The sequence below is a fragment of the Undibacterium sp. GW821-FHT11B02 genome, from assembly GCF_058808955.1.
On sequence record NZ_JBXASD010000009.1, the window covers coordinates 295003 to 315281 of the forward strand.

A 20279-nucleotide genomic window follows, 5' to 3' on the forward strand; every position below is an offset into this window, starting at 1 on the left:
ACAAGATTTGCCCGAATAGGGAGAAAAATGCCTTGAATTTCCTGGGAATATGTAAAAAAAATTGAAATCCTCAACCGGGTTTCCATGAACTTGAATTCAGTGTCTGGCGCTTCGCTGGTAAAATGGGGTCAAATTTGTCTATTCACTTACTTTTCACATACCTATGTCAGGCAATACTTTCGGCACTTTGTTTACTGTTACCACCTTTGGCGAATCACATGGGCCCGCCATCGGTTGTGTTATTGACGGCTGCCCGCCGGGCATGGAGCTATCTGAAGCAGATATACAGCCAGAGCTTGACCGCCGTCGCCCTGGTACTTCGCGCCATGTGACGCAACGCCAGGAACCGGACACGGTAGAGATATTGTCCGGTGTGTATCAGGGTAAAACAACAGGCACGCCTATTGCATTGTTGATACGAAATCAAGATCAGCGTAGTAAGGATTACGGCAATATCACCGAAACCTTCCGTCCAGGTCACGCTGATTTCACTTATTGGAATAAATACGGCATTCGCGACCCACGCGGTGGTGGTCGTTCATCGGCACGTCTGACCGCACCAGTAGTGGGGGCTGGCGCGGTCGCAAAGAAATGGTTGCGCCAGCAATATGGAACGGTTTTTTATGGTGGTATGAGTCAATTGGGTGAGATTGATATTCCATTTGAATCCTGGGCCCATACGGCTAACAATCCTTTTTTTGCGCCAACGGCTGATGCCGTCCTGATGCAGCGCCTCGAAGATTATATGGATGCACTGAGAAAAGATGGGGATTCCATTGGGGCCAAAATTGATGTGGTTGCCAGCAAGGTGCCAGTAGGGCTGGGTGAACCCATTTACGACAAGCTGGATGCAGAAATCGCCTATGCCATGATGGGCATTAATGCCGTCAAAGGGGTGGAGATTGGTGCTGGATTCAGGTCGGTTGCGCAGCGTGGCTCGGTGCATGGTGATGAGCTGACGCCAGAAGGTTTTATTGGTAACAATGCCGGTGGCATTCTGGGCGGCATTTCCACCGGTCAGGACATTACGGTGTCAATCGCCATCAAGCCAACATCGTCCATTCGTACACCACGCCGCTCAATAGACAAGGATGGTAATCCGGTCATGGTCGAAACCTTTGGTCGCCACGACCCTTGCGTGGGGATACGGGCAACGCCGATTGCCGAATCCATGCTGGCACTGGTGTTGATGGATCATGCTTTGCGCCATCGTGCCCAATGCGCAGATGTGCGCTTGCCAGGCTGATCTTTCAGCCTGTATTGTACGTGGCGTGATCATGCCATTTGGTCGCTATTAGGCTGCCAAAAAACACCCGGACTACCCTTGGTCCGGGTAAGTGATATGCTGTAGTCAGGGACGAAAGTTCTGATGCGTGTGCAACATGTCTTGGTATTGTTTTGTGAGAAAACAATACCAAAATATTCACCGGAAATGTCCAGATTTCCATCAAAAGTCAGATGAAAATTTGGCGATTTAGTTCAAACCTGATTTTTATCTTGAAATTTTCATGCACCAATTTGGCGTGGCGCGTGGTTTTGCGTTGCACAATTGTGGCATAATCAAATGCAAAAAATGATGCAGTACGGATTAATGACCTATTTTCAGGCTTCAGATCATGCTTAAAACGCTTTACGACAAATTGTGGGAATCTCATGTAGTGCATTCCGAGGAGGATGGTACCGCCATTCTCTATATAGATCGGCATCTTTTGCACGAAGTAACCAGCCCTCAGGCTTTCGACGGCCTGAAACTGGCAGGTAGAAAACCATGGCGGCTGTCCGCCAATCTGGTTGTGGCAGATCATAATGTACCAACCACCAATCGTATAAATGGTATTGACGATCCCATTTCGCGCCTGCAAGTAGAGACGCTGGATGGTAATGCCAAAGAATATGGACTGACTTATTTCGGTATGGCTGACAAGCGTCAGGGTATCGTTCACGTTATCGGCCCTGAACAGGGCGCGACTTTGCCCGGTATGACCGTGGTCTGTGGCGATTCACATACCTCCACGCATGGTGCGTTTGCCTGCCTGGCGCATGGCATAGGTACGTCAGAAGTCGAACATGTGCTGGCAACCCAGACCCTGATCGCTAAAAAATCGAAGGCCATGCTGGTGCAGGTGGATGGTGCATTGCCACCTGGCGTTACCGCCAAAGATATCGTACTGGCAATTATTGGCAAGATAGGTACCGCAGGCGGTACTGGTTACGCCATCGAATTTGCCGGCTCCACCATCCGCAGTCTGTCTATGGAAGGCCGTATGACGGTCTGCAATATGGCGATTGAAGCGGGTGCCCGTGCCGGTATGGTCGCGGTAGACCAGACAACTATCGACTATGTCAAAGGTCGCCCATTTTCACCGGTTGGCCCGCATTGGGAACGTGCCGTTGAATACTGGCGCACCCTGCATACCGATGTTGGTGCGAAATTTGATATGGTCGTGACCTTGAATGCTGCCGATGTCAGGCCGCAGGTGACCTGGGGTACTTCGCCTGAAATGGTGGTGGCGATAGATGGTCGCGTACCAGATCCAGAGCAGGAAAAAGATGTAGTCAAACGCGATGCCATAGAAAAAGCGCTGGTGTACATGGCATTGCAGCCCAATACAGCGATTTCTGACATCCGTATTGACAAGGTATTTATCGGTTCATGCACCAATTCACGTATAGAAGATTTGCGTGCTGCAGCTGCCGTGGTGCGTGGTAAATATCGCGCATCGAACGTGAAGCTGGCGATGGTGGTGCCAGGTTCTGGCCTGGTCAAAGAACAGGCAGAACGCGAAGGGCTGGACAAGATTTTCAAGGCTGCCGGGTTTGAATGGCGTGAGCCGGGTTGTTCCATGTGTCTGGCTATGAATGCCGACCGCCTGGAGCCAGGTGAACGCTGCGCTTCTACCTCGAATCGCAATTTTGAGGGGCGTCAAGGGCAGGGTGGGCGTACCCATCTGGTATCGCCAGCCATGGCTGCTGCGGCAGGGGTCGCAGGGCATTTTATTGACATACGTAGCTTGAATTAATTTATTGCGGAGGAAAGACACATGAAAAAATTATTTGCACTGGCGATTTGCGCTTTCATCCTGGCAGGCTGCAATACAGTTCAGGGTCTGGGTAAAGACGTTAAAAAGGCTGGCGAAGCAGTCGAGAATGCAGGCAAAAAATAAGTACCGACATGGAAAAATTTACTTTACTTGATGGCTTGGTTGCGCCCATGGACAGGGCCAATGTAGATACAGATGCCATCATCCCCAAGCAGTTTTTGAAATCCATCAAACGTAGCGGCTTTGGCCCTAATTTGTTTGATGAATGGCGTTACCTCGATCATGGTGAGCCAGGCATGGACAATAGCAAGCGTCCATTGAACCCAGAATTTGTGCTGAATCAGCCGCGCTATCAGGGCGCTTCAATATTGCTGACGCGCAAAAACTTCGGTTGTGGCTCGTCGCGCGAACATGCGCCCTGGGCCTTGGAGCAATTTGGCTTCCGTGCCATTATTGCCCCTAGTTTTGCCGATATCTTCTTCAATAACTGCTACAAAAATGGTGTGCTACCTATCGTTTTGGGTGAGGCACAGGTTGAGCAATTATTTAATGAAATTAAAGCTTTCCCTGGTTACCGATTGTTGGTGGACCTGGAGCAGCAGGTAGTACGCACCACGACTGGCAGTGCCAGCTACCCGTTTGAAATAGATGCCTTCCGCAAATACTGCATGATCAATGGTCTTGATGATATCGGCCTGACCCTGCGTCAGTCTGACAAGATACGCGCATTTGAAGAGCGCCATATTGCTGCCCAGCCTTGGCTGGCCAATACCATTTAAAAACATCCCTTAATTGATTTGATATGAAAATTGCTATTTTGCCAGGTGATGGCATAGGTCCGGAAATTGTTGAGCAGGCAGTCAAGGTATTGAATGTTCTGGGTGAGTCCTTTGAAATGGAAACTGCGCCCGTTGGCGGCGCTGGTTATGAAGCCTCTGGCCATCCTTTGCCAGAAGCCACGCTGAAGCTGGCGCTGGACGCTGATGCGGTATTGTTTGGCGCGGTTGGTGACTGGAAATACGATACCCTGGATCGTCCATTGCGTCCTGAGCAGGCTATTCTGGGTTTGCGTAAAAACCTGAAGCTGTTTGCTAATCTGCGTCCGGCTATCATGTATCCTGAGTTGGCAGGTGCTTCTACCCTGAAGCCAGAAGTTGTTTCTGGCCTGGACATTCTGATCATTCGTGAATTGACCGGTGATATCTATTTTGGTCAGCCGCGCGGTGTGCGTGAATGTCCGGATGGCCCGTTCAAGGGCGAGCGTGAAGGCTTTGATACCATGCGCTATGCCGAGTCCGAGATTCGCCGGATTGCCCATGTTGCTTTTCAGGCTGCGCAAAAGCGTGGCAAGCGCCTGACCAGCGTCGACAAAGCCAATGTGCTGGAAACTTTCCAGTTCTGGAAAGAAATTGTCACTGATGTCCATAAAGAATACCCGGATGTCGCGCTTGACCATATGTATGTCGACAATGCCGCCATGCAGTTGGTGCGTGCACCGAAGAAATTTGATGTCATCGTCACCGGCAATATGTTCGGTGATATCTTGTCTGACCAGGCATCCATGTTGACTGGCTCCATAGGCATGTTGCCATCTGCTTCGCTGGATGCCAATAACAAAGGTCTGTACGAGCCATCCCATGGTTCTGCGCCAGATATCGCTGGCAAGGGCGTGGCCAATCCTTTGGCGACTATCCTGTCTGCGGCTATGATGTTGCGCTATTCGCTGAACAAGGTGGAGCAGGCAGATCGTATAGAAAATGCCGTCAAGAAAGTGTTGGCGCAGGGTTTGCGTACACCTGATATTTATGAGGCCGGTACCACCAAGGTCGGTACGGCCGAGATGGGTGAAGCAGTTGTAAAAGCGTTAAATTAATTTGGTTTGTTAGAAGGGCAGGGACGTCCTGCAAAATTTTAGGGAAAAATGATGAAACTGGTAGGTCTGGTAGGTTGGCGCGGTATGGTGGGTTCTGTCCTGATGCAACGCATGCAGGAAGAAGGTGATTTCGATCATATTGAACCCGTATTTTTTTCCACTTCGAATACAGGTGGCACGGCCCCTGCAATGGCGAAGAACGAAAAAACCTTGCAAGACGCAAATAATATTGATGCGCTGAAGAAGTGTGAAATTATTATTACCTGCCAGGGTGGTGACTACACCAATGACATTTATCCTAAACTGCGCGCAGCAGGCTGGAGTGGCCATTGGATTGATGCAGCATCCAGTTTGCGTATGAATGACGATGCTGTGATTGTGCTTGACCCGGTCAATCTGCCCGTCATCAAACAAGCCCTGGTCAAAGGCCAGAAAAACTGGATAGGCGGCAACTGCACAGTCAGCTGTATGCTGATGGGCGTCGGCGCACTGTACAAGGCTGGTCTGGTCGAATGGATGAGCACTCAGACCTACCAGGCTGCATCTGGTGGCGGTGCACAGCATATGCGTGAATTGCTGACGCAATACGGTACTTTGAACGCAGAAGTACGTGATTTGCTGGATGATCCAAAAAGCGCGATTTTGGAAATCGACCGCAAGGTCATCGCTAAACAGCGTTCTTTGTCGGATGCTGAAACAGCCAACTTCGGTGTCCCGCTCGGTGGCTCACTGATTCCCTGGATTGACAAAGATCTGGGCAATGGCATGTCCAAGGAAGAATGGAAAGGCATGGCCGAAACCAACAAAATCCTCGGTCAGGGTGAGGGTTTTGGTACAAGTGCTGTGCCAGTCGATGGTTTTTGCATTCGCATAGGTGCCATGCGTTGCCATAGCCAGGCTTTGACATTTAAACTGAAAAAAGACGTACCGGTAGCCGATATCGAAGCCATGATCGCCGCTGACAATGAATGGGTAAAAGTTGTACCCAATACCCGTGAAGCCAGCGTTCGTGATTTAACACCGGTAGCAGTAACCGGGACGATGACTATTCCAGTCGGTCGTATCCGCAAGCTGGCAATGGGCCCTGAATATGTTGGTGCCTTTACCGTTGGCGATCAATTACTGTGGGGTGCGGCAGAGCCGCTGCGCCGCATGTTGCGGATTTTGATTGAAGGCTGAGTTTTTAAGTTGTCTTAAAAAAATGTTGTAGAATAGAAGTAAGGGGCGTTATGCGCCCCTTCTTGTTTTTGGAGTGATAGAAAATACGTTCTGATGTTGTGGTTTGGTTTTAAATTTTTATAAATAAGCGGTTAGGATTTTGGTGAATATTTTTTTGACTTGTCATTTAGCAACAACATTTATGCAATATCCTTGCATTTAGGTCTTATTGATGTATTTACCACTGTGATAAATCGCGTTAAGCTTGCGTGGCCATGTTTGTAATGTTAATGTGAAACATTAGGACGCGTCGCTAAGCATTGAAAAGCGTCACCCAGCGGACTTTGTTCGCCAAAAATTCCCAATATGTCTGACAAAATGCATAATCAAAAAAAATCGTCTGTGATCACCCTGGGGCGCAAGGCGTTAAGTGTTGCTGTAGCGTCATCCCTGTTTATGTTGTCCAGCGCGCATGCTACCGGCCTGGGTAAACTGACTGTGTTGTCAGCACTTGGTCAGCCCCTGCGTGCAGAGATAGAATTAACCTCTCCCAGCAAGGAAGAAGTTGATTCTCTTGTGCCACGGCTGGCTTCGCCAGATGCCTTCAAACAGGCGAACATAGACTTTAATTCGGCCTTGTTGTCACTGCGTTTTGCGGTTGAACAACGTGGTCAGGCGTATGTTATTCGCATCAGTTCAGCCCAGGCGATGAACGAACCGTTTATCGACATGTTGTTGGAAATGAATTCGTCAAACGGTAAATTAATGCGGGAATATACCTTCCTGCTGGACCCTGCGGAACTGCGCAATAGCCAGTCTGCACAGGTCACCAACCCGACAACCGTTGCTAACCAGCCACAAAATGCTGCAGGGCGAAATACTACGCAAAATGGCCGTGAATTGAATGCAGTGGCTAATGCCGCTGCTGGCAGGGCTGCAACGAAAGCATCTGCAACCAAAGTTGCTGATTCCAATAAGGAAGTCAAAGCCGCTGGCGATTATCAGGTCAGAAACGGTGACACCTTGGGAAAGATTGCAGGCAACTACAAACCTGAAGGCGTTTCGCTGGATCAGATGCTTGTCAGCTTGTACCGTGCCAATCCCCAAGCCTTTAATGGCAATAACATGAATCGCCTGAAGTCTGGCCAGATTCTGACTATTCCTGATGCAGAATCGGTACGTTCCACTACTGGCACCGAAGCGCATTCCGTCGTGATTGCGCATGCAACTGACTTTAACGCCTATCGTAATCGTTTGGCTGATCATGTTTCCAATGCGCCGGCAGAAAAAACGCCGGCTACTGGCAAGCAAAGTGCCGGTGGTGCCATTACTGCCAAAGTCAAGGAAGTGCCTACTGCCACCAACGATTCACCTGACAAGCTGAAGCTGTCGAAAGCCAGCCCTGCGGATACTGCAAAAAACATGAAGGGCAAAGGCGGGTCTGAAGAAGACCGTCTGGCAAAAGAAAAAGCAGCGGCCGAAGCCAGTGCCCGCATGAAGGAACTGGAAAAGAACGTTGGGGACTTGCAAAAGTTACTTGAAGTTAAAAACAAAGATTTGGCCGCGAAACAAGCTGAGTTGAACGCCAAGGAACAAAAATCCAAGGCCAGCGCATCTGTTGCTGCCAGCGTGCCTGCACCAACACCTTCCCCTGCTCCTGCTCCGGTATCTACTCCTGCACCAGCACCAGTGGCGGTGCCGGCAGTTGCGAGTGCGGCATCAGCGTCGGCTGCTGCCAGCGCTGCTCAACCTGTACCAGCACCTGCAGCGGCGTCTGCTGTGGCATCGGTGGCAACGCCTAAACCACCAGTCAAACGCAAGCCAGTGGCGCCGCCGCCACCTCCGCCAGAACCAGGCTTCTTCGATAACATGTCTGACTTCCTGTTGCCAGGTGGTGCGGCCATTCTCTTATTGCTGGGTGGCTACGGCATCTATACCAGCCGCCGCAAGAAAAAACTGCAACAGTTTGAAGACAGTATCCTGACTGGTTCCAGCATGAAGGCCAACTCCATGTTTGGCTCGACTGGTGGGCAAAGTGTGGATACGAATAACAGCGTCTTCAATTCCAATTTTGCACCGTCTGCCAGCCAACTGGATGCGAATGAAGTTGATCCAGTTGCGGAAGCTGATGTGTACATTGCCTATGGCCGTGATTCACAAGCGGAAGAAATACTGAAAGAAGCCTTGAGGACCCAGCCAGACCGTCATGCGGTCAGGGTCAAACTGCTGGAAATCTATTTCGCACGCAAGGATGCCAAAACTTTCGAGCGTCTGGCCAGTGAATTGTATGGCATGACCAGTGGCGAGGGTGATGACTGGTCACAGGCAGCATCCATGGGTATTGTGCTGGAACCGGGTAATCCTCTGTATGCAGGCGGCAAAGCCAAGCCTGAAGCAGCGCCCGCCAGCGGCTTGGGTTCAGGTACTCAGCCATTGGAAGACCTTGATCCAGAAGCCTTGTTGGGTAATTCCCTGTCACAGGATATGCTGGAAGCTATCAGCATTATCGATACAGCGCAGCGTGATTCTGGTTCCGCATCGAAGGCAGAAGCCGCAGAGCCAGCGATGGATGAGCATGCGCTGGACTTTGATCTGGATATTTCTGATGCAGGTGTGCCTGAAGTGCCTAAGATTCCTGAGAAGGTTGAAAAAGCCAAACCAGTCGAAGAAGCGGCTCCTGACGTCGACTTTGGCACCATCGATTTTGATTTTGGCACCAAAGAACCTGAACCAGTCGTGGCTGCGCCCGCTGTCACGCCAGCTGCTCCAGTGGTGTCAGAACCAGAAGCAGATAAATTTGACCTCGACCTGGGAATGGATTTCGCCAGTGACAAGGCACATGCGGCACCTTTGTCTGCCACATCCAGTACCAGTGCCGATGAGGCTACTGCGGAACTGGAAAGAGAGCTGATGGCTGCATTGTCAGTTGAGCACGAAGCAGAAACGGCGCCAGCAATGAATCTGTCAAGCCCTCCAGCGGATGCTGGTGCAGCATTCGAATTCGATTTGTCAGGTATCGATCTTGACTTGGCACCTGCAGATGCGCCAGTGTCAACAGCAGCGGCTGAAGCAGAAAGCCCGGCGCACAATGCAGAAATGGCAACCAAGCTGGATCTGGCCGTGGCTTACCATGAAATCGGTGACAAAGAAGGTGCTCGCGAGTTGCTGGAAGAAGTCGTGAAGGGTGGTACGCCAGAGCAAATGCAAAAAGCCAAGGGAATGATCGCTGAAATGGCGTAAATGGTTTGACTGGAATGTAGCGGGCGCGGCAAATGCTGGCGCCCGTTTTGTTTTTTGATATGGAATTGGTGTGAAACGATTAGTTTTAGGCGTGCAGTATGACGGTAGTTCCTGGCAGGGCTGGCAAACGCAGCCGTCTGGGAATACCGTGCAAGATGCGCTGGAGAAGGCCTTGCGGCTATTTACCGGCGTGGGTGATATCCGTGTTACCTGCGCTGGTCGTACGGATGCTGGGGTGCATGGGATAGAGCAGGTAGTGCATTTTGATACCGATCTCGACCGCACTGTATATTCCTGGGTGAATGGGGTGAACGCCTTTTTACCCGCTTCGGTGGCGGTGCAGTGGGCGAAAGAATTACCCATGGACCCCGATTCTGATGATAATTTTCATGCCCGTTTCAGTGCGCGTGCCCGCACTTATCATTATATTTTACATAACTGCAAGATACGTTCACCCATGTGGGTGAATCGCGCAGGCTGGGTATTTCGCCCGCTGGATATTGAGCGTATGCGGGCCGCTGCGGCGCACCTGATCGGTGAGCATGACTTTACTTCTTTCCGGGCATCTGGCTGCCAGGCCAAAACGCCAGTGAAGAATATGTACAGCATACAGATACAACGCCAGGGCGAAATGATCATCTTTACACTGCGTGCCAGCGCCTTCTTGCATCACATGGTCAGAAATATTGTTGGCTCATTGATCTTTGTCGGTACTGGCAAGCGTGAGCCGGAATGGATGGGCGAAGTGTTGGTCAGCCTGAACCGCGAAATAGCTGCGCCCACATTTATGCCGGACGGTTTATACCTGGCAAAAATCGATTACGAGGACAAGTGGCAGCTACCACAAAGAGAACTGGCAGAAACCTTGGCTTTCTTATCGTTTTTGTAGTTCTAAAATTGCATCACTTTGACGATTTCTCGGCTTTCCGGGATGAAATCCGGTAAAATGGCATTTTGCAAAACCCAAACTGAAGGCGCTCGCCTGGGGATACTTGCCCAGTATAGAGCGCTTTTTTTGTAGCCGGTATTCGCTTCACCTTTGTTTCTTTTGTAATTTCAATGAATAACATCCGCAATTTTTCGATTATTGCCCATATTGATCACGGCAAGTCTACTCTGGCAGATCGTATTATCCAGCTTTGTGGCGGCCTTTCCGACCGGGAAATGGAAGCGCAAGTACTTGACTCCATGGATATTGAACGTGAACGTGGTATCACGATCAAGGCTCAGACAGCGGCATTGCATTACAAAGCACGTGATGGCCAGATTTACAACTTGAACTTGATTGATACGCCTGGTCACGTCGATTTTAGCTATGAAGTCAGTCGCTCCCTGTCCGCCTGCGAAGGTGCCTTGCTGGTCGTGGATGCATCACAAGGTGTAGAAGCGCAGACCGTAGCGAACTGCTACACCGCTATTGAACTGGGCGTAGAAGTTGTACCAGTCTTGAATAAGATCGATTTGCCATCAGCCGACCCCGACAATGCCTGCCAGGAAATCGAAGAAGTGATAGGCATAGACGCTTCAGATGCCGTACATTGCTCTGCAAAAACTGGCCTGGGTGTTGAAGATGTGCTTGAATCCCTGATCATCAAAGTCCCACCACCGAAAGGTGATCCCACGGCACCGCTGCAAGCCCTGATTGTTGACTCCTGGTTTGATAATTATGTCGGTGTTGTCATGCTGGTGCGTATCGTGAATGGTACTTTGCGCCCCAAAGACAAGATTTTGTTCATGGCAACCGAAGCCCAGCATCTGGTTGAAAGCGTGGGTGTTTTTACCCCCAAATCACTGAGCCGTACAGAATTATCAGCAGGGCAGGTGGGGTTTGTCATTGCCGGCATCAAAGAATTGAAATCAGCAAAAGTAGGCGACACCATTACTGTTGCCAACAAACCCGCTGCCGAGCCTTTGCCTGGTTTTAAAGAGGTGCAGCCACAGGTGTTTGCCGGCTTGTTCCCGGTCGAAGCCAATCAATACGACGCCTTGCGTGATTCCCTGGAAAAACTCAAGCTCAATGACGCCGCCCTGATGTATGAACCTGAAGTGTCGCAAGCGCTGGGCTTTGGCTTTCGTTGCGGCTTCCTTGGTTTGCTGCATATGGAAATTGTGCAAGAACGCCTGGAACGTGAATTCGATATGGATCTCATCACCACGGCACCTACCGTTGTGTATGAAGTCTTGATGGCAGATGGCACGATCCTGATGGTGGATAACCCATCCAAGATGCCAGACCCTTCGAAGATAGAAGAGATACGCGAGCCTATCGTTACCGTCAATCTCTACATGCCGCAAGAATATGTAGGCTCGGTGATTACCCTGTGTACGCAGAAACGCGGTGTGCAACTGGATATGAATTATCACGGTCGCCAGGTCAAACTGACCTATGAAATGCCGATGGCTGAAATCGTGCTCGATTTCTTTGATCGCCTGAAATCTACCTCACGCGGTTATGCCTCCATGGATTATGAATTCAAGGAAAACCGTGCCGCTGATGTCGTCAAGGTCGATATGCTCATCAATAGCGAAAAGGTGGATGCACTGGCAATTATCGTCCACAGAGCAAACAGCCATTTCCGTGGTCGTGCTGTGGCTGCGAAAATGCGTGAACTGATCCCGCGCCAGATGTTTGACGTGGCTATTCAGGCTGCTATCGGCTCCAACATCATTTCCCGTGAAAACGTCAAAGCCTTGCGCAAGAACGTATTGGCGAAATGTTATGGCGGCGACATCAGCCGTAAGCGTAAACTGCTGGAAAAACAAAAAGCAGGTAAAAAACGCATGAAACAAGTTGGTTCGGTAGAAATTCCGCAAGAAGCATTTTTGGCGATTTTACAAGTGGATGAAAAATGAGTTTGCAATCAATTTTGGGTAATTTCGCCCTGATCCTGTTTGTGTTGACAATAGTTACTGGCGTCATCTGGTTTTTGGATATGTTTGTTTTTTCCAGGCAACGCCGCCAGGTGGCCGACAAAGCACTGGCTGAACTGGATGCACGCAATGCCCGCTTGACAGCTGACGGTATTCGTGTCGATGAAAATAACCGCCTGGAACTACAAGCCAAATTAATGCGCCAGCCGGTCTGGATCGAATATTCGGGTAGTTTCTTCCCCGTTATTGCATTGGTGTTTTTCTTGCGCTCTTTCCTGTTTGAGCCATTCAAGATCCCATCCAGTTCCATGCTGCCAACCCTGTTTGTTGGTGACCTGATACTGGTGAATAAATTTACTTATGGTGTACGTTTGCCAATACTTAACAAGAAAGTCATTGAGGTAAGCGATCCCAAAAGAGGGGATGTCATGGTATTCAAATACCCTGAAGACCCTTCCGTCGACTATATTAAACGTGTGGTTGGCGTGCCGGGTGATAAAATTGTGTATAAAAACAAACGCTTATCGATCAATGGTAATCAACTTTCGTATCAAAATCAGCCAGATTTCCTGGATGAAGAGCGATTAAATTATTTCAAGCAGTACAATGAAAACCTGACAGGCGTTACGCACAATATACTTAACGATGAGCAGGCACCGGCATTTGTTCGTGATCCGCATAATTTCCCCAGGCGAGATTTATGCAGTTACGACAATGATGGATTTACCTGCACCGTACCAGAAGGGCAGTATTTCATGATGGGTGACAACAGGGACAACAGCCTGGACAGCCGTTACTGGGGTTTTGTGCCTGACAAGAACATTGTTGGTAAAGCATTTTTCATTTGGATGAATTTAAGCAATATCAAACGTATTGGTGGTTTTCACTAAGGAAATGCCGGTGCGGTTTGCCAGAGGCACGATGTGGGTAGCAAAAGCCCGGCATTGCTAACGCAGGCCAGCTTTTGGATGCACAATAAGGTCGCTGGCGATATTTCGTCGGCGTATTCTCAAGCTTCAATCTTAATCAGGAACTGAAATCTATGTCATACACACCATATTCCACACTGTACAGGCAAAAAGGTATCTCTCTGATCGGTTTGATCCTTTCTTTGGGTGTACTCGTTATGGTTGCCATGCTGGCAATGAAAGTGGCACCTACCGTGATTGAATACAATTCAATCAAAAAAGCCATTGTCGGCGCAAAAAGTGCTGGCAATACTGTCCGGGAAGTTCAGAATTCATTCGATAAGCAAGCTGAGGTGGGCTATTTCGACGCGATCGCAGGCAAGGATCTGGTCATCGAAAAAAATGGTGAAGAAATAGATGTCAGCTTTTCGTACGATAAAAAAATCCATTTGTTTGGCCCCGTCAATATATTGATGGAATACTCGGGCACAACCGCTAAAAGTGGAATTGTCGCCACAAAGCCAGTAAAGGCAGAAAATAAGTAAGCCCGTATGAATCAACAACTATTGCAGAAAAGGCTGGGGCACCAGTTTAGCAACCCCGCTTTATTGCAGCAGGCTCTGACACATCGTAGTCATAGTGTTTTGCATAATGAACGCCTGGAATTTCTGGGCGATTCTGTCCTGAATTGTGTTGTAGCTTCCTTGTTGTTTGATAGTTTTGCAAATATCGACGAAGGCGACTTGTCCAGGGTGCGTGCCAACCTGGTCAAGCAGCAATCTTTGTATGAAATCGCGCAAAGAATAGAACTGTCGCAGTTTTTGCGCCTGGGTGAGGGCGAATTGAAATCCGGCGGTTTCCGTCGTCCTTCCATCCTGGCCGATACCCTGGAAGCGCTGTTCGGTGCCATTTTTCTGGATGCTGGTTTTGATGCGGCACGTGAAGTCATACGTGCCCTGTATGCACCCGTGTTGGCAACGGTAGACCCGACTACCCTGGGCAAGGATGCCAAAACCCTGCTGCAGGAATTCTTGCAAAGCAAAAAGATCGCCTTGCCGCAATATAATGTTGTGGCCACGCATGGTGCAGCACATAACCAGGAGTTTGAAATTGAATGCCTGGTGCCCAAGCTGGAAATACAGGTATTTGGTACCGGCGGAAGCCGTCGTGCCGGTGAGCAGGCTGCCGCCAAACTGGCACTGGAAACAGCGCTGGCCATGTTGGTACGTTCGCCCGCAACCAAGAAAACCAAGCCACGTGCCTCACAATTGAAACTGGCTGGCATCGCGACCGTGCAGACAGAAGCAGCGCCAGAAGCCAAGCCGCAAACCGCAAAACAAAAAAGCCTGCTCGATACAGAAGCCACCAAGGCTGAAGCGTCGAAAGCAGAACTGGTCAAGATAGAAAAAGCCGAAAAGCTTGCTGATAAAGTGACAGATAAAACAGCGGATAAAGCTGACAAAGTAACAGACAAGACTACCCTTGCTGTGAATGAAGCCATGACGACTCTTGACCCACATCCCAAAACTGCCTGACAACTGCCTGACGACCGCATGACTGAATTAATAGACAATCCTGATTTCCGCTGTGGTTACATCGCCATCGTCGGGCGACCTAACGTCGGTAAATCGACCCTGATGAACGCCCTGATCGGCGCCAAGGTCAGCATTACCTCACGCAAGGCACAAACTACGCGCCATCGCATCACCGGCATACAGACCAAAGACAATACCCAGTACGTGTATATTGATACACCGGGTTTCCAGACCCGTCATTCAAATGCACTGAACCGTACGCTCAACCGCACTGTCACCACCACGCTGACAGCGGCAGACGTGATTTTGTACATCATTGAAGCTGGTACTTTTGGGCCGGCAGATCAGCAAGTCATCAATCTGTTGCCTAAAAATGTGCCTTGCATTCTGGTCATCAATAAATCGGATCGTGTCAAAGACAAAGCCGTCATGATGCCGTTTGCCCAGAAAGTGGCAGCCCTGCATAATTTTTCGGCGATTGTACCGGTATCGGCAACCTTGCGCTTCCAGTTGGAAAACCTGGAAGGTGAAATCCGCAAATACCTGCCGTTGAACCCACCCATGTTTGGTGAAGACGACATCACAGACCGTAGCGAAAAGTTTCTGGCAGCAGAAATCGTCCGCGAAAAACTGTTCCGCTTTGTGGGTGATGAGCTGCCCTACACCAGCACTGTGCTGATAGAAAAGTTTGAACAAGAAGGCAATCTGCGTCGCGTGTTTGTCGCCATCCTGGTGGACCGTGATGGCCATAAATCCATGGTCATTGGTAACAAGGGTGCACGTCTGAAAGACATTTCCACCCAGTCACGCCAGGATATGGAAAAACTGTTTGGTGGCCCCGTGTATCTGGAAATCTGGGTCAAGGTCAAATCTGGCTGGGCAGATAATGAAGCCGGTTTGCGTGCCTACGGTTACGAGTAAAACCATCCATGGATGAGCAGGCAGTCGCCGTGCAGGAAGACAGCGCCGTTGAAGACAATACGGTAGCTGGCCCGCCAACGCCACCTGCTGCAAAAAAAACTGCTGCACGCCAACGCGTATCCAAAACTGCACCCAAAGCCGCACCGAGAGCTGCCAGCAAATCCCCCGCCAAAGACTTGCGCATACTGGAGCAGCCAGGCTTCGTCCTGCATTCCTGGCCGTACAAAGAAACCAGCCTCATCATCGATGTATTGACGCGTGACCATGGCCGCATCGCTCTGGTTGCCAAGGGGGCAAAACGCCCGCATTCGCAATTGCGCAGCGTCTTGCAGACATTTCAACCACTGCAATTGGGTTGGACAGGCAAGGGCGAAATCCGTACTCTGACCACAGCAGACTGGGTAGGTGGCATGCTGCCGCTGGAAAAATCAGCCTTGCTGTGTGGCTTTTACCTGAACGAATTACTGGTCAAGTTCCTGATGCGCGATGAAGCACATCCTGATCTGTTTGACCTGTACGTTTCTACCCTGAACCAGTTGGCCCATGACGAACCCGCCACCATCGTCCTGCGCCGGTTTGAATTGGCATTGCTGCGCGAATCCGGCCTGCTGGGTGACCTGACGCGTTGCACTCAGCAACGAGAACGCGTGCAGACAGAACAATTCTATGTGCTCGACCCCGAACGCGGCCCCAGACCCGCCATGCCTGCTGACACCGTACCCAGAGTCAGCGGCAAGACCTTGCTGGCCATGCAGCGCGGTGACTATACTGAACAAAGCACGCAACTGCAAAGCAAGCTGCTGATGCGCTTTTTGCTGGCTCATCACCTGCATGGTGCAGCCTTGAACACCCGGCAAATACTGATCGATTTGCAGAATCTATGAATATCCATCAGCAAAGCCAGTTGATCGAACTGGGCGTGAACATCGACCACGTTGCCACCCTGCGCAATGCACGTGGCACGACCTATCCCGACCCCTTGCAGGCGGCCTTGCTGGCAGAAGAGGCGGGGGCAGATTGCATCACCCTGCACCTGCGTGAAGACCGCCGACATATCTGCGATGCAGACGTAGAGCAACTGCGCCCACGCCTGCTGACACGCATGAACCTGGAAGCCGCAGTCAATAACGAAATGCTGGATTTCGCCTGCCGCATTCAGCCGCAAGATGTCTGTCTGGTGCCAGAACGCCGTGAAGAAGTGACAACTGAAGGTGGGCTTGATGTCGTCCGTGACTTTGCCAAAGTGCAGGCAGCCGTCAGACAATTGCAGGCAGCGGGCATACGTGTATCCTTATTCATCGATGCGGATGAACAGCAAATACAAGCCAGCTCAGAAGCAGGTGCCAGCGTCATTGAAATCCACACTGGCCGCTATGCCGAAGCAACTGAGCCTGCATTGCAGGTGCAAGAACTGGTACGCATACAGCAAGCAGCCATCACTGGCATACGCCATGGCTTGAAAGTGAATGCCGGTCATGGCCTGCATTTGACCAACACCGCTGCCATCGCTGCGATACCAGAAATTTCAGAATTGAATATTGGCCACGCCATCGTCGCCCAAGCCCTGTTTGTCGGCTGGCAAAAAGCCGTCAGCGACATGAAGGCCCTGATGGTGAAAGCACGATTGACACAAATACACAAAGTAACGTGAAATGATTTACGGCATCGGCACCGACATCGTACAAATCTCGCGCATGCAAGATGCCCTGGTGCGTAATGGAGAACGCTTTGCCGAAAAAATTCTGGGGCCGGAAGAATTAGCCATCTATCGTGAACGCAAAGCGCTGGTCGAAGCCCGTGGCCTGCGTTATCTGGCCACAAGGTTCGCTGCCAAAGAAGCATTTTCCAAAGCCGTGGGCATGGGCATGCGTGCCCCCATGAACTGGCATGCCGTGCAGACACTGAACAATGAGCAGGGGCAGCCAATGGTACAGGCGCAAGGCGACATGCTGCATTGGATGCAAGAACATGGCCTCAATGCACGCATCTCTGTCAGCGACGAAACCGATTACGCCATCGCCTTTGTGATCATTGAACAATCCCTGCTAAAGTAGCGACTTCCACAAGCGCTGCAGATTGATTGCATCATGACCGAACCAAATATCTCAGAAGCACGCCAGCAAGTGCTTGATCTGGTTGCCAAATTACCCAACCTGCCGGGCGTGTATCGCTATTTTGATAGCAATGACCAGGTGCTGTATGTGGGCAAGGCACGCGATTTAAAAAAACGCGTATCCAGCTATTTCCTGAAAAACGTCTCCAGCCCGCGCATCGCGATGATGGTAGAGAAAATCGCCAAGCTCGAAACCACCGTTACCCGCAGCGAAGCCGAAGCACTGATCCTTGAAAACAACCTCATCAAGGCATTAAAGCCGCGCTACAACATCCTGTTCCGTGATGACAAGTCTTACCCTTATCTGAAAATCACCACAGAAAAAACACCACGCATGATGTATTACCGTGGTGCGATTGATAAGAAACACCAATACTTCGGACCTTTCCCATCCGGCTGGGCAGTCAAGGAATCGATGCAGATCTTGCAGAAAGTATTCTTGCTGCGCAGTTGTGAAGACAGCGTATTTGCCAACCGCACCCGCCCATGTCTGCTGTACCAGATCAACCGTTGCAGTGCACCATGCGTCAACATCATTGCGCCAGAAGATTATCAGCAAGATGTCAACAATGCCGCCGACTTTTTACGTGGCCGCCAGCTCGAAGTCATGCAGACCCTGGAAAAGAAAATGCTGGATTTTTCTATGGAACTCAAATTCGAGCAGGCCGCCATGGTACGCAATCAAATGCAGGCCCTGTCCAAAGTCCTGCATCAGCAAAGCATGGAAACCACAGGCGATGTCGATATCGACATTTTGGCCGTGGTGGTGGAGGGCGGTCGTGCCTGCGTCAACCTGGCCATGGTCAGGGGCGGGCGGCACCTGGGTGACCGTGCTTATTTCCCCACCCATGTGGATGATGCCGTCAGCGTCGCAGAAAACGAAATCGAGATCGAAGTCATCTCCGCCTTTTTGGCGCAACACTATGTTGACCAATTCATTCCATCCACACTGGTCATGAATGTAGAACTGGATGCGCCTGATTTAATGCTGGCCCTGGCCGAGCAATGCGGTCACCGCATCCATTTGTCTTTCCAGCCGCAAGAACAACGCCGCGCCTGGCTGGACATGGCCGTCAAAGGTGCCAGGTTGGCATTGGCACGCATGCTGTCAGAGCAGGGCTCGCAACAGGCACGGACCCGTGCACTGGCAACCGTGCTGGAACTGGAGGTGGAAAACCTCGAAGAATTGCGTGTCGAATGTTTTGACATCAGCCACACCCAGGGCGAAGCTACTCAGGCATCCTGCGTCGTGTTTCACCATCACGCCATGCAAAACAGCGAATACCGTCGCTTCAATATCAAGGACATCACGGGTGGTGACGACTACGCTGCCATGCGCCAGGTCTTGTTTCGCCGCTATGAAAAAGTCGCTAGCGGCGATGAAACCAATGAACGCCGCATGCCCGACATTGTGCTGATAGACGGTGGCAAGGGCCAGGTTGAAATGGCAAGACAAGTGTTTGTTGAGCTGGGGCTCGATATCAGCCTCATTATCGGCGTAGCAAAAGGCGAGGGCCGCAAGGTTGGCCTGGAAACCCTGGTCTTTGTCGATGGACGTGAAGAAAAAGAACTGGGCAAAGAATCTGCAGCCTTGATGCTGATCGCCCAGATCCGTGACGAAGCCCACCGTTTTGCCATCACCGGCATGCGTGCCAAGCGCGACAAGGCCAGACAGACCTCGCAACTGGAAGAAATAGAAGGCATAGGCCCCAAGCGCCGTCAGCGCCTGCTGGTCCGTTTTGGTGGTTTAAAAGGCGTCAGCGATGCCAGCGTCGCCGATTTGGCCAGTGTCGAAGGCATTTCTCGCCAATTGGCAGAAGAAATTTACAAGCGACTGCGATAGAGAAATATAATTGCGGCAGGCGCTGGACTGTTCCTGCAGCACATTCTGAATAAGAACCAAAAAACATGCCTTTCAATTTTCCTATCCTGCTGACCTGGTTGCGCGTGGCGCTGATACCGCTGGTGGTAGGTGTTTTTTATCTGCCTGATGCCTGGTTAAGCCCCTTTGAAAAAGGCGTGGCATCCACCGCAGTGTTTATCGTCGCTGCTGTTACTGACTGGTTTGATGGCTTCCTGGCACGCCGCTGGAATCAAACATCCTCATTCGGGGCCTTTTTAGACCCTGTGGCCGACAAATTGATGGTGGCCGGTGCCTTGCTGGTGCTGGTGCAACTGGACCGCGTCAACGCCGTTATTGCCTTCGTCATCATTGGTCGTGAAATCACCATCTCTGCCTTGCGCGAATGGATGGCTCAGATAGGCGCTTCAAAATCGGTAGCAGTCAGCTCTTTGGGCAAGATCAAGACCACCGCACAAATGGCTGCCATACCCATGCTGCTGTATTACGACATGCTGTTTGGCGTCATCGATACCAAGATACTTGGCTCCTGGTTACTGCTGGTGGCAGCAGTGCTGACAGTGTGGTCCATGTTCTATTATTTGCGTAAAGCCTGGCCACTGATTAAGGAAACCACCGATAAGATGGAATGACCAGTTGACAGAAATGATGGTTCGTATATAATTCTGGTCTTCGCAACGCGGGAGTAGCTCAGTTGGTAGAGCGCAACCTTGCCAAGGTTGAGGTCGAGAGTTCGAGACTCTTCTCCCGCTCCAAAA

The 20279-nt window shown here is 50.7% G+C and carries 18 protein-coding genes and 1 tRNA gene; all 19 read left to right on the forward strand.

Features of this window, described 5'->3' with window-relative positions; all coding sequences use genetic code 11:
- Positions 1–163: 163 nt before the first annotated feature.
- The 19 genes from aroC (at position 164) to AC1RVX_RS20580 (ending at position 20276) form a co-directional block, all read left to right on the forward strand.
- Positions 164–1246 carry a chorismate synthase gene (gene aroC / locus AC1RVX_RS20490; protein ID WP_493218452.1) on the forward strand — a complete coding sequence of 361 codons (1083 nt, stop codon included), beginning with the start codon at positions 164–166 and terminating at the stop codon, positions 1244–1246.
- 370 nt (positions 1247–1616) lie between these two features.
- On the forward strand, positions 1617–3020 hold the full coding sequence (leuC, locus tag AC1RVX_RS20495) for a 3-isopropylmalate dehydratase large subunit (protein ID WP_493218453.1): 1404 nt from the start codon (positions 1617–1619) through the stop codon (positions 3018–3020).
- Positions 3021–3041: 21 nt separating this feature from the next.
- A complete protein-coding gene (locus AC1RVX_RS20500; protein WP_186945679.1) occupies positions 3042–3164 on the forward strand; it encodes an entericidin A/B family lipoprotein in 123 nt (40 codons plus the stop codon).
- An 8-nt stretch (positions 3165–3172) separates the two neighbouring features.
- Positions 3173–3820: a 3-isopropylmalate dehydratase small subunit gene (leuD, locus tag AC1RVX_RS20505; RefSeq protein WP_493218454.1), complete on the forward strand. Its 648-nt coding sequence runs from the start codon at positions 3173–3175 to the stop codon at positions 3818–3820.
- A 23-nt stretch (positions 3821–3843) separates the two neighbouring features.
- A complete protein-coding gene (gene leuB, locus AC1RVX_RS20510) occupies positions 3844–4914 on the forward strand; it encodes a 3-isopropylmalate dehydrogenase (protein WP_493218455.1) in 1071 nt (356 codons plus the stop codon).
- Between the two features lie 48 nt (positions 4915–4962).
- Complete coding sequence (gene asd / locus AC1RVX_RS20515) at positions 4963–6093, forward strand: aspartate-semialdehyde dehydrogenase (protein ID WP_493218456.1); 1131 nt, start codon at positions 4963–4965, stop codon at positions 6091–6093.
- A gap of 357 nt (positions 6094–6450) precedes the next feature.
- Positions 6451–9312: a motility hub landmark protein FimV gene (locus AC1RVX_RS20520; protein WP_493218457.1), complete on the forward strand. Its 2862-nt coding sequence runs from the start codon at positions 6451–6453 to the stop codon at positions 9310–9312.
- A 70-nt stretch (positions 9313–9382) separates the two neighbouring features.
- The gene (gene truA, locus AC1RVX_RS20525) at positions 9383–10201 is read left to right on the forward strand and encodes a tRNA pseudouridine(38-40) synthase TruA (RefSeq protein ID WP_493218458.1); all 819 of its coding nucleotides are present in this window, start codon (positions 9383–9385) and stop codon (positions 10199–10201) included.
- A gap of 170 nt (positions 10202–10371) precedes the next feature.
- A complete protein-coding gene (gene lepA / locus AC1RVX_RS20530) occupies positions 10372–12165 on the forward strand; it encodes a translation elongation factor 4 (RefSeq protein WP_493218459.1) in 1794 nt (597 codons plus the stop codon).
- On the forward strand, positions 12162–13073 hold the full coding sequence (lepB, locus tag AC1RVX_RS20535; RefSeq protein WP_493218460.1) for a signal peptidase I: 912 nt from the start codon (positions 12162–12164) through the stop codon (positions 13071–13073). The genes lepA and lepB overlap by 4 nt, the downstream gene beginning before the upstream one ends.
- A 236-nt stretch (positions 13074–13309) precedes the next feature.
- The gene (locus tag AC1RVX_RS20540) at positions 13310–13636 is read left to right on the forward strand and encodes a DUF4845 domain-containing protein (RefSeq protein WP_493218461.1); all 327 of its coding nucleotides are present in this window, start codon (positions 13310–13312) and stop codon (positions 13634–13636) included.
- A 6-nt stretch (positions 13637–13642) separates the two neighbouring features.
- Entirely contained in the window at positions 13643–14626 is a 984-nt protein-coding gene (gene rnc / locus AC1RVX_RS20545) for a ribonuclease III (RefSeq protein WP_493218462.1), read from the forward strand.
- 18 nt (positions 14627–14644) lie between these two features.
- The gene (gene era / locus AC1RVX_RS20550; protein ID WP_493218463.1) at positions 14645–15547 is read left to right on the forward strand and encodes a GTPase Era; all 903 of its coding nucleotides are present in this window, start codon (positions 14645–14647) and stop codon (positions 15545–15547) included.
- An 8-nt stretch (positions 15548–15555) separates the two neighbouring features.
- Positions 15556–16431 carry a DNA repair protein RecO gene (gene recO, locus AC1RVX_RS20555; protein ID WP_493218464.1) on the forward strand — a complete coding sequence of 292 codons (876 nt, stop codon included), beginning with the start codon at positions 15556–15558 and terminating at the stop codon, positions 16429–16431.
- On the forward strand, positions 16428–17198 hold the full coding sequence (gene pdxJ, locus AC1RVX_RS20560) for a pyridoxine 5'-phosphate synthase (RefSeq protein ID WP_493218465.1): 771 nt from the start codon (positions 16428–16430) through the stop codon (positions 17196–17198). The genes recO and pdxJ overlap by 4 nt, the downstream gene beginning before the upstream one ends.
- Before the next feature lies 1 nt (position 17199).
- Positions 17200–17601, forward strand: coding sequence for a holo-ACP synthase (gene acpS, locus AC1RVX_RS20565; RefSeq protein ID WP_493218466.1), 402 nt, complete (start codon positions 17200–17202; stop codon positions 17599–17601).
- Positions 17602–17634: 33 nt separating this feature from the next.
- A complete protein-coding gene (gene uvrC / locus AC1RVX_RS20570) occupies positions 17635–19503 on the forward strand; it encodes an excinuclease ABC subunit UvrC (protein WP_493218467.1) in 1869 nt (622 codons plus the stop codon).
- A gap of 65 nt (positions 19504–19568) precedes the next feature.
- Positions 19569–20153 carry a CDP-diacylglycerol--glycerol-3-phosphate 3-phosphatidyltransferase gene (gene pgsA / locus AC1RVX_RS20575; protein ID WP_493218468.1) on the forward strand — a complete coding sequence of 195 codons (585 nt, stop codon included), beginning with the start codon at positions 19569–19571 and terminating at the stop codon, positions 20151–20153.
- Positions 20154–20200: 47 nt separating this feature from the next.
- Positions 20201–20276: transfer RNA gene (locus AC1RVX_RS20580), tRNA-Gly, on the forward strand.
- Positions 20277–20279: the final 3 nt, after the last annotated feature.

Bases quoted from the DNA above. Each gene is read 5' to 3' on its own strand.
- leuC (WP_493218453.1), top strand. From the start codon at position 1,617: ATGCTTAAAACGCTTTACGACAAATTGTGGGAATCTCATGTAGTGCAT.
- recO (WP_493218464.1), top strand. From the start codon at position 15,556: ATGGATGAGCAGGCAGTCGCCGTGCAGGAAGACAGCGCCGTTGAAGAC.
- acpS (WP_493218466.1), top strand. From the start codon at position 17,200: ATGATTTACGGCATCGGCACCGACATCGTACAAATCTCGCGCATGCAA.
- AC1RVX_RS20540 (WP_493218461.1), top strand. From the start codon at position 13,310: ATGGTTGCCATGCTGGCAATGAAAGTGGCACCTACCGTGATTGAATAC.
- uvrC (WP_493218467.1), top strand. From the start codon at position 17,635: ATGACCGAACCAAATATCTCAGAAGCACGCCAGCAAGTGCTTGATCTG.
- rnc (WP_493218462.1), top strand. From the start codon at position 13,643: ATGAATCAACAACTATTGCAGAAAAGGCTGGGGCACCAGTTTAGCAAC.
- era (WP_493218463.1), top strand. From the start codon at position 14,645: ATGACTGAATTAATAGACAATCCTGATTTCCGCTGTGGTTACATCGCC.
- leuB (WP_493218455.1), top strand. From the start codon at position 3,844: ATGAAAATTGCTATTTTGCCAGGTGATGGCATAGGTCCGGAAATTGTT.
- asd (WP_493218456.1), top strand. From the start codon at position 4,963: ATGATGAAACTGGTAGGTCTGGTAGGTTGGCGCGGTATGGTGGGTTCT.
- lepA (WP_493218459.1), top strand. From the start codon at position 10,372: ATGAATAACATCCGCAATTTTTCGATTATTGCCCATATTGATCACGGC.
- leuD (WP_493218454.1), top strand. From the start codon at position 3,173: ATGGAAAAATTTACTTTACTTGATGGCTTGGTTGCGCCCATGGACAGG.
- lepB (WP_493218460.1), top strand. From the start codon at position 12,162: ATGAGTTTGCAATCAATTTTGGGTAATTTCGCCCTGATCCTGTTTGTG.
- AC1RVX_RS20520 (WP_493218457.1), top strand. From the start codon at position 6,451: ATGCATAATCAAAAAAAATCGTCTGTGATCACCCTGGGGCGCAAGGCG.
- AC1RVX_RS20500 (WP_186945679.1), top strand. From the start codon at position 3,042: ATGAAAAAATTATTTGCACTGGCGATTTGCGCTTTCATCCTGGCAGGC.
- pdxJ (WP_493218465.1), top strand. From the start codon at position 16,428: ATGAATATCCATCAGCAAAGCCAGTTGATCGAACTGGGCGTGAACATC.
- aroC (WP_493218452.1), top strand. From the start codon at position 164: ATGTCAGGCAATACTTTCGGCACTTTGTTTACTGTTACCACCTTTGGC.
- pgsA (WP_493218468.1), top strand. From the start codon at position 19,569: ATGCCTTTCAATTTTCCTATCCTGCTGACCTGGTTGCGCGTGGCGCTG.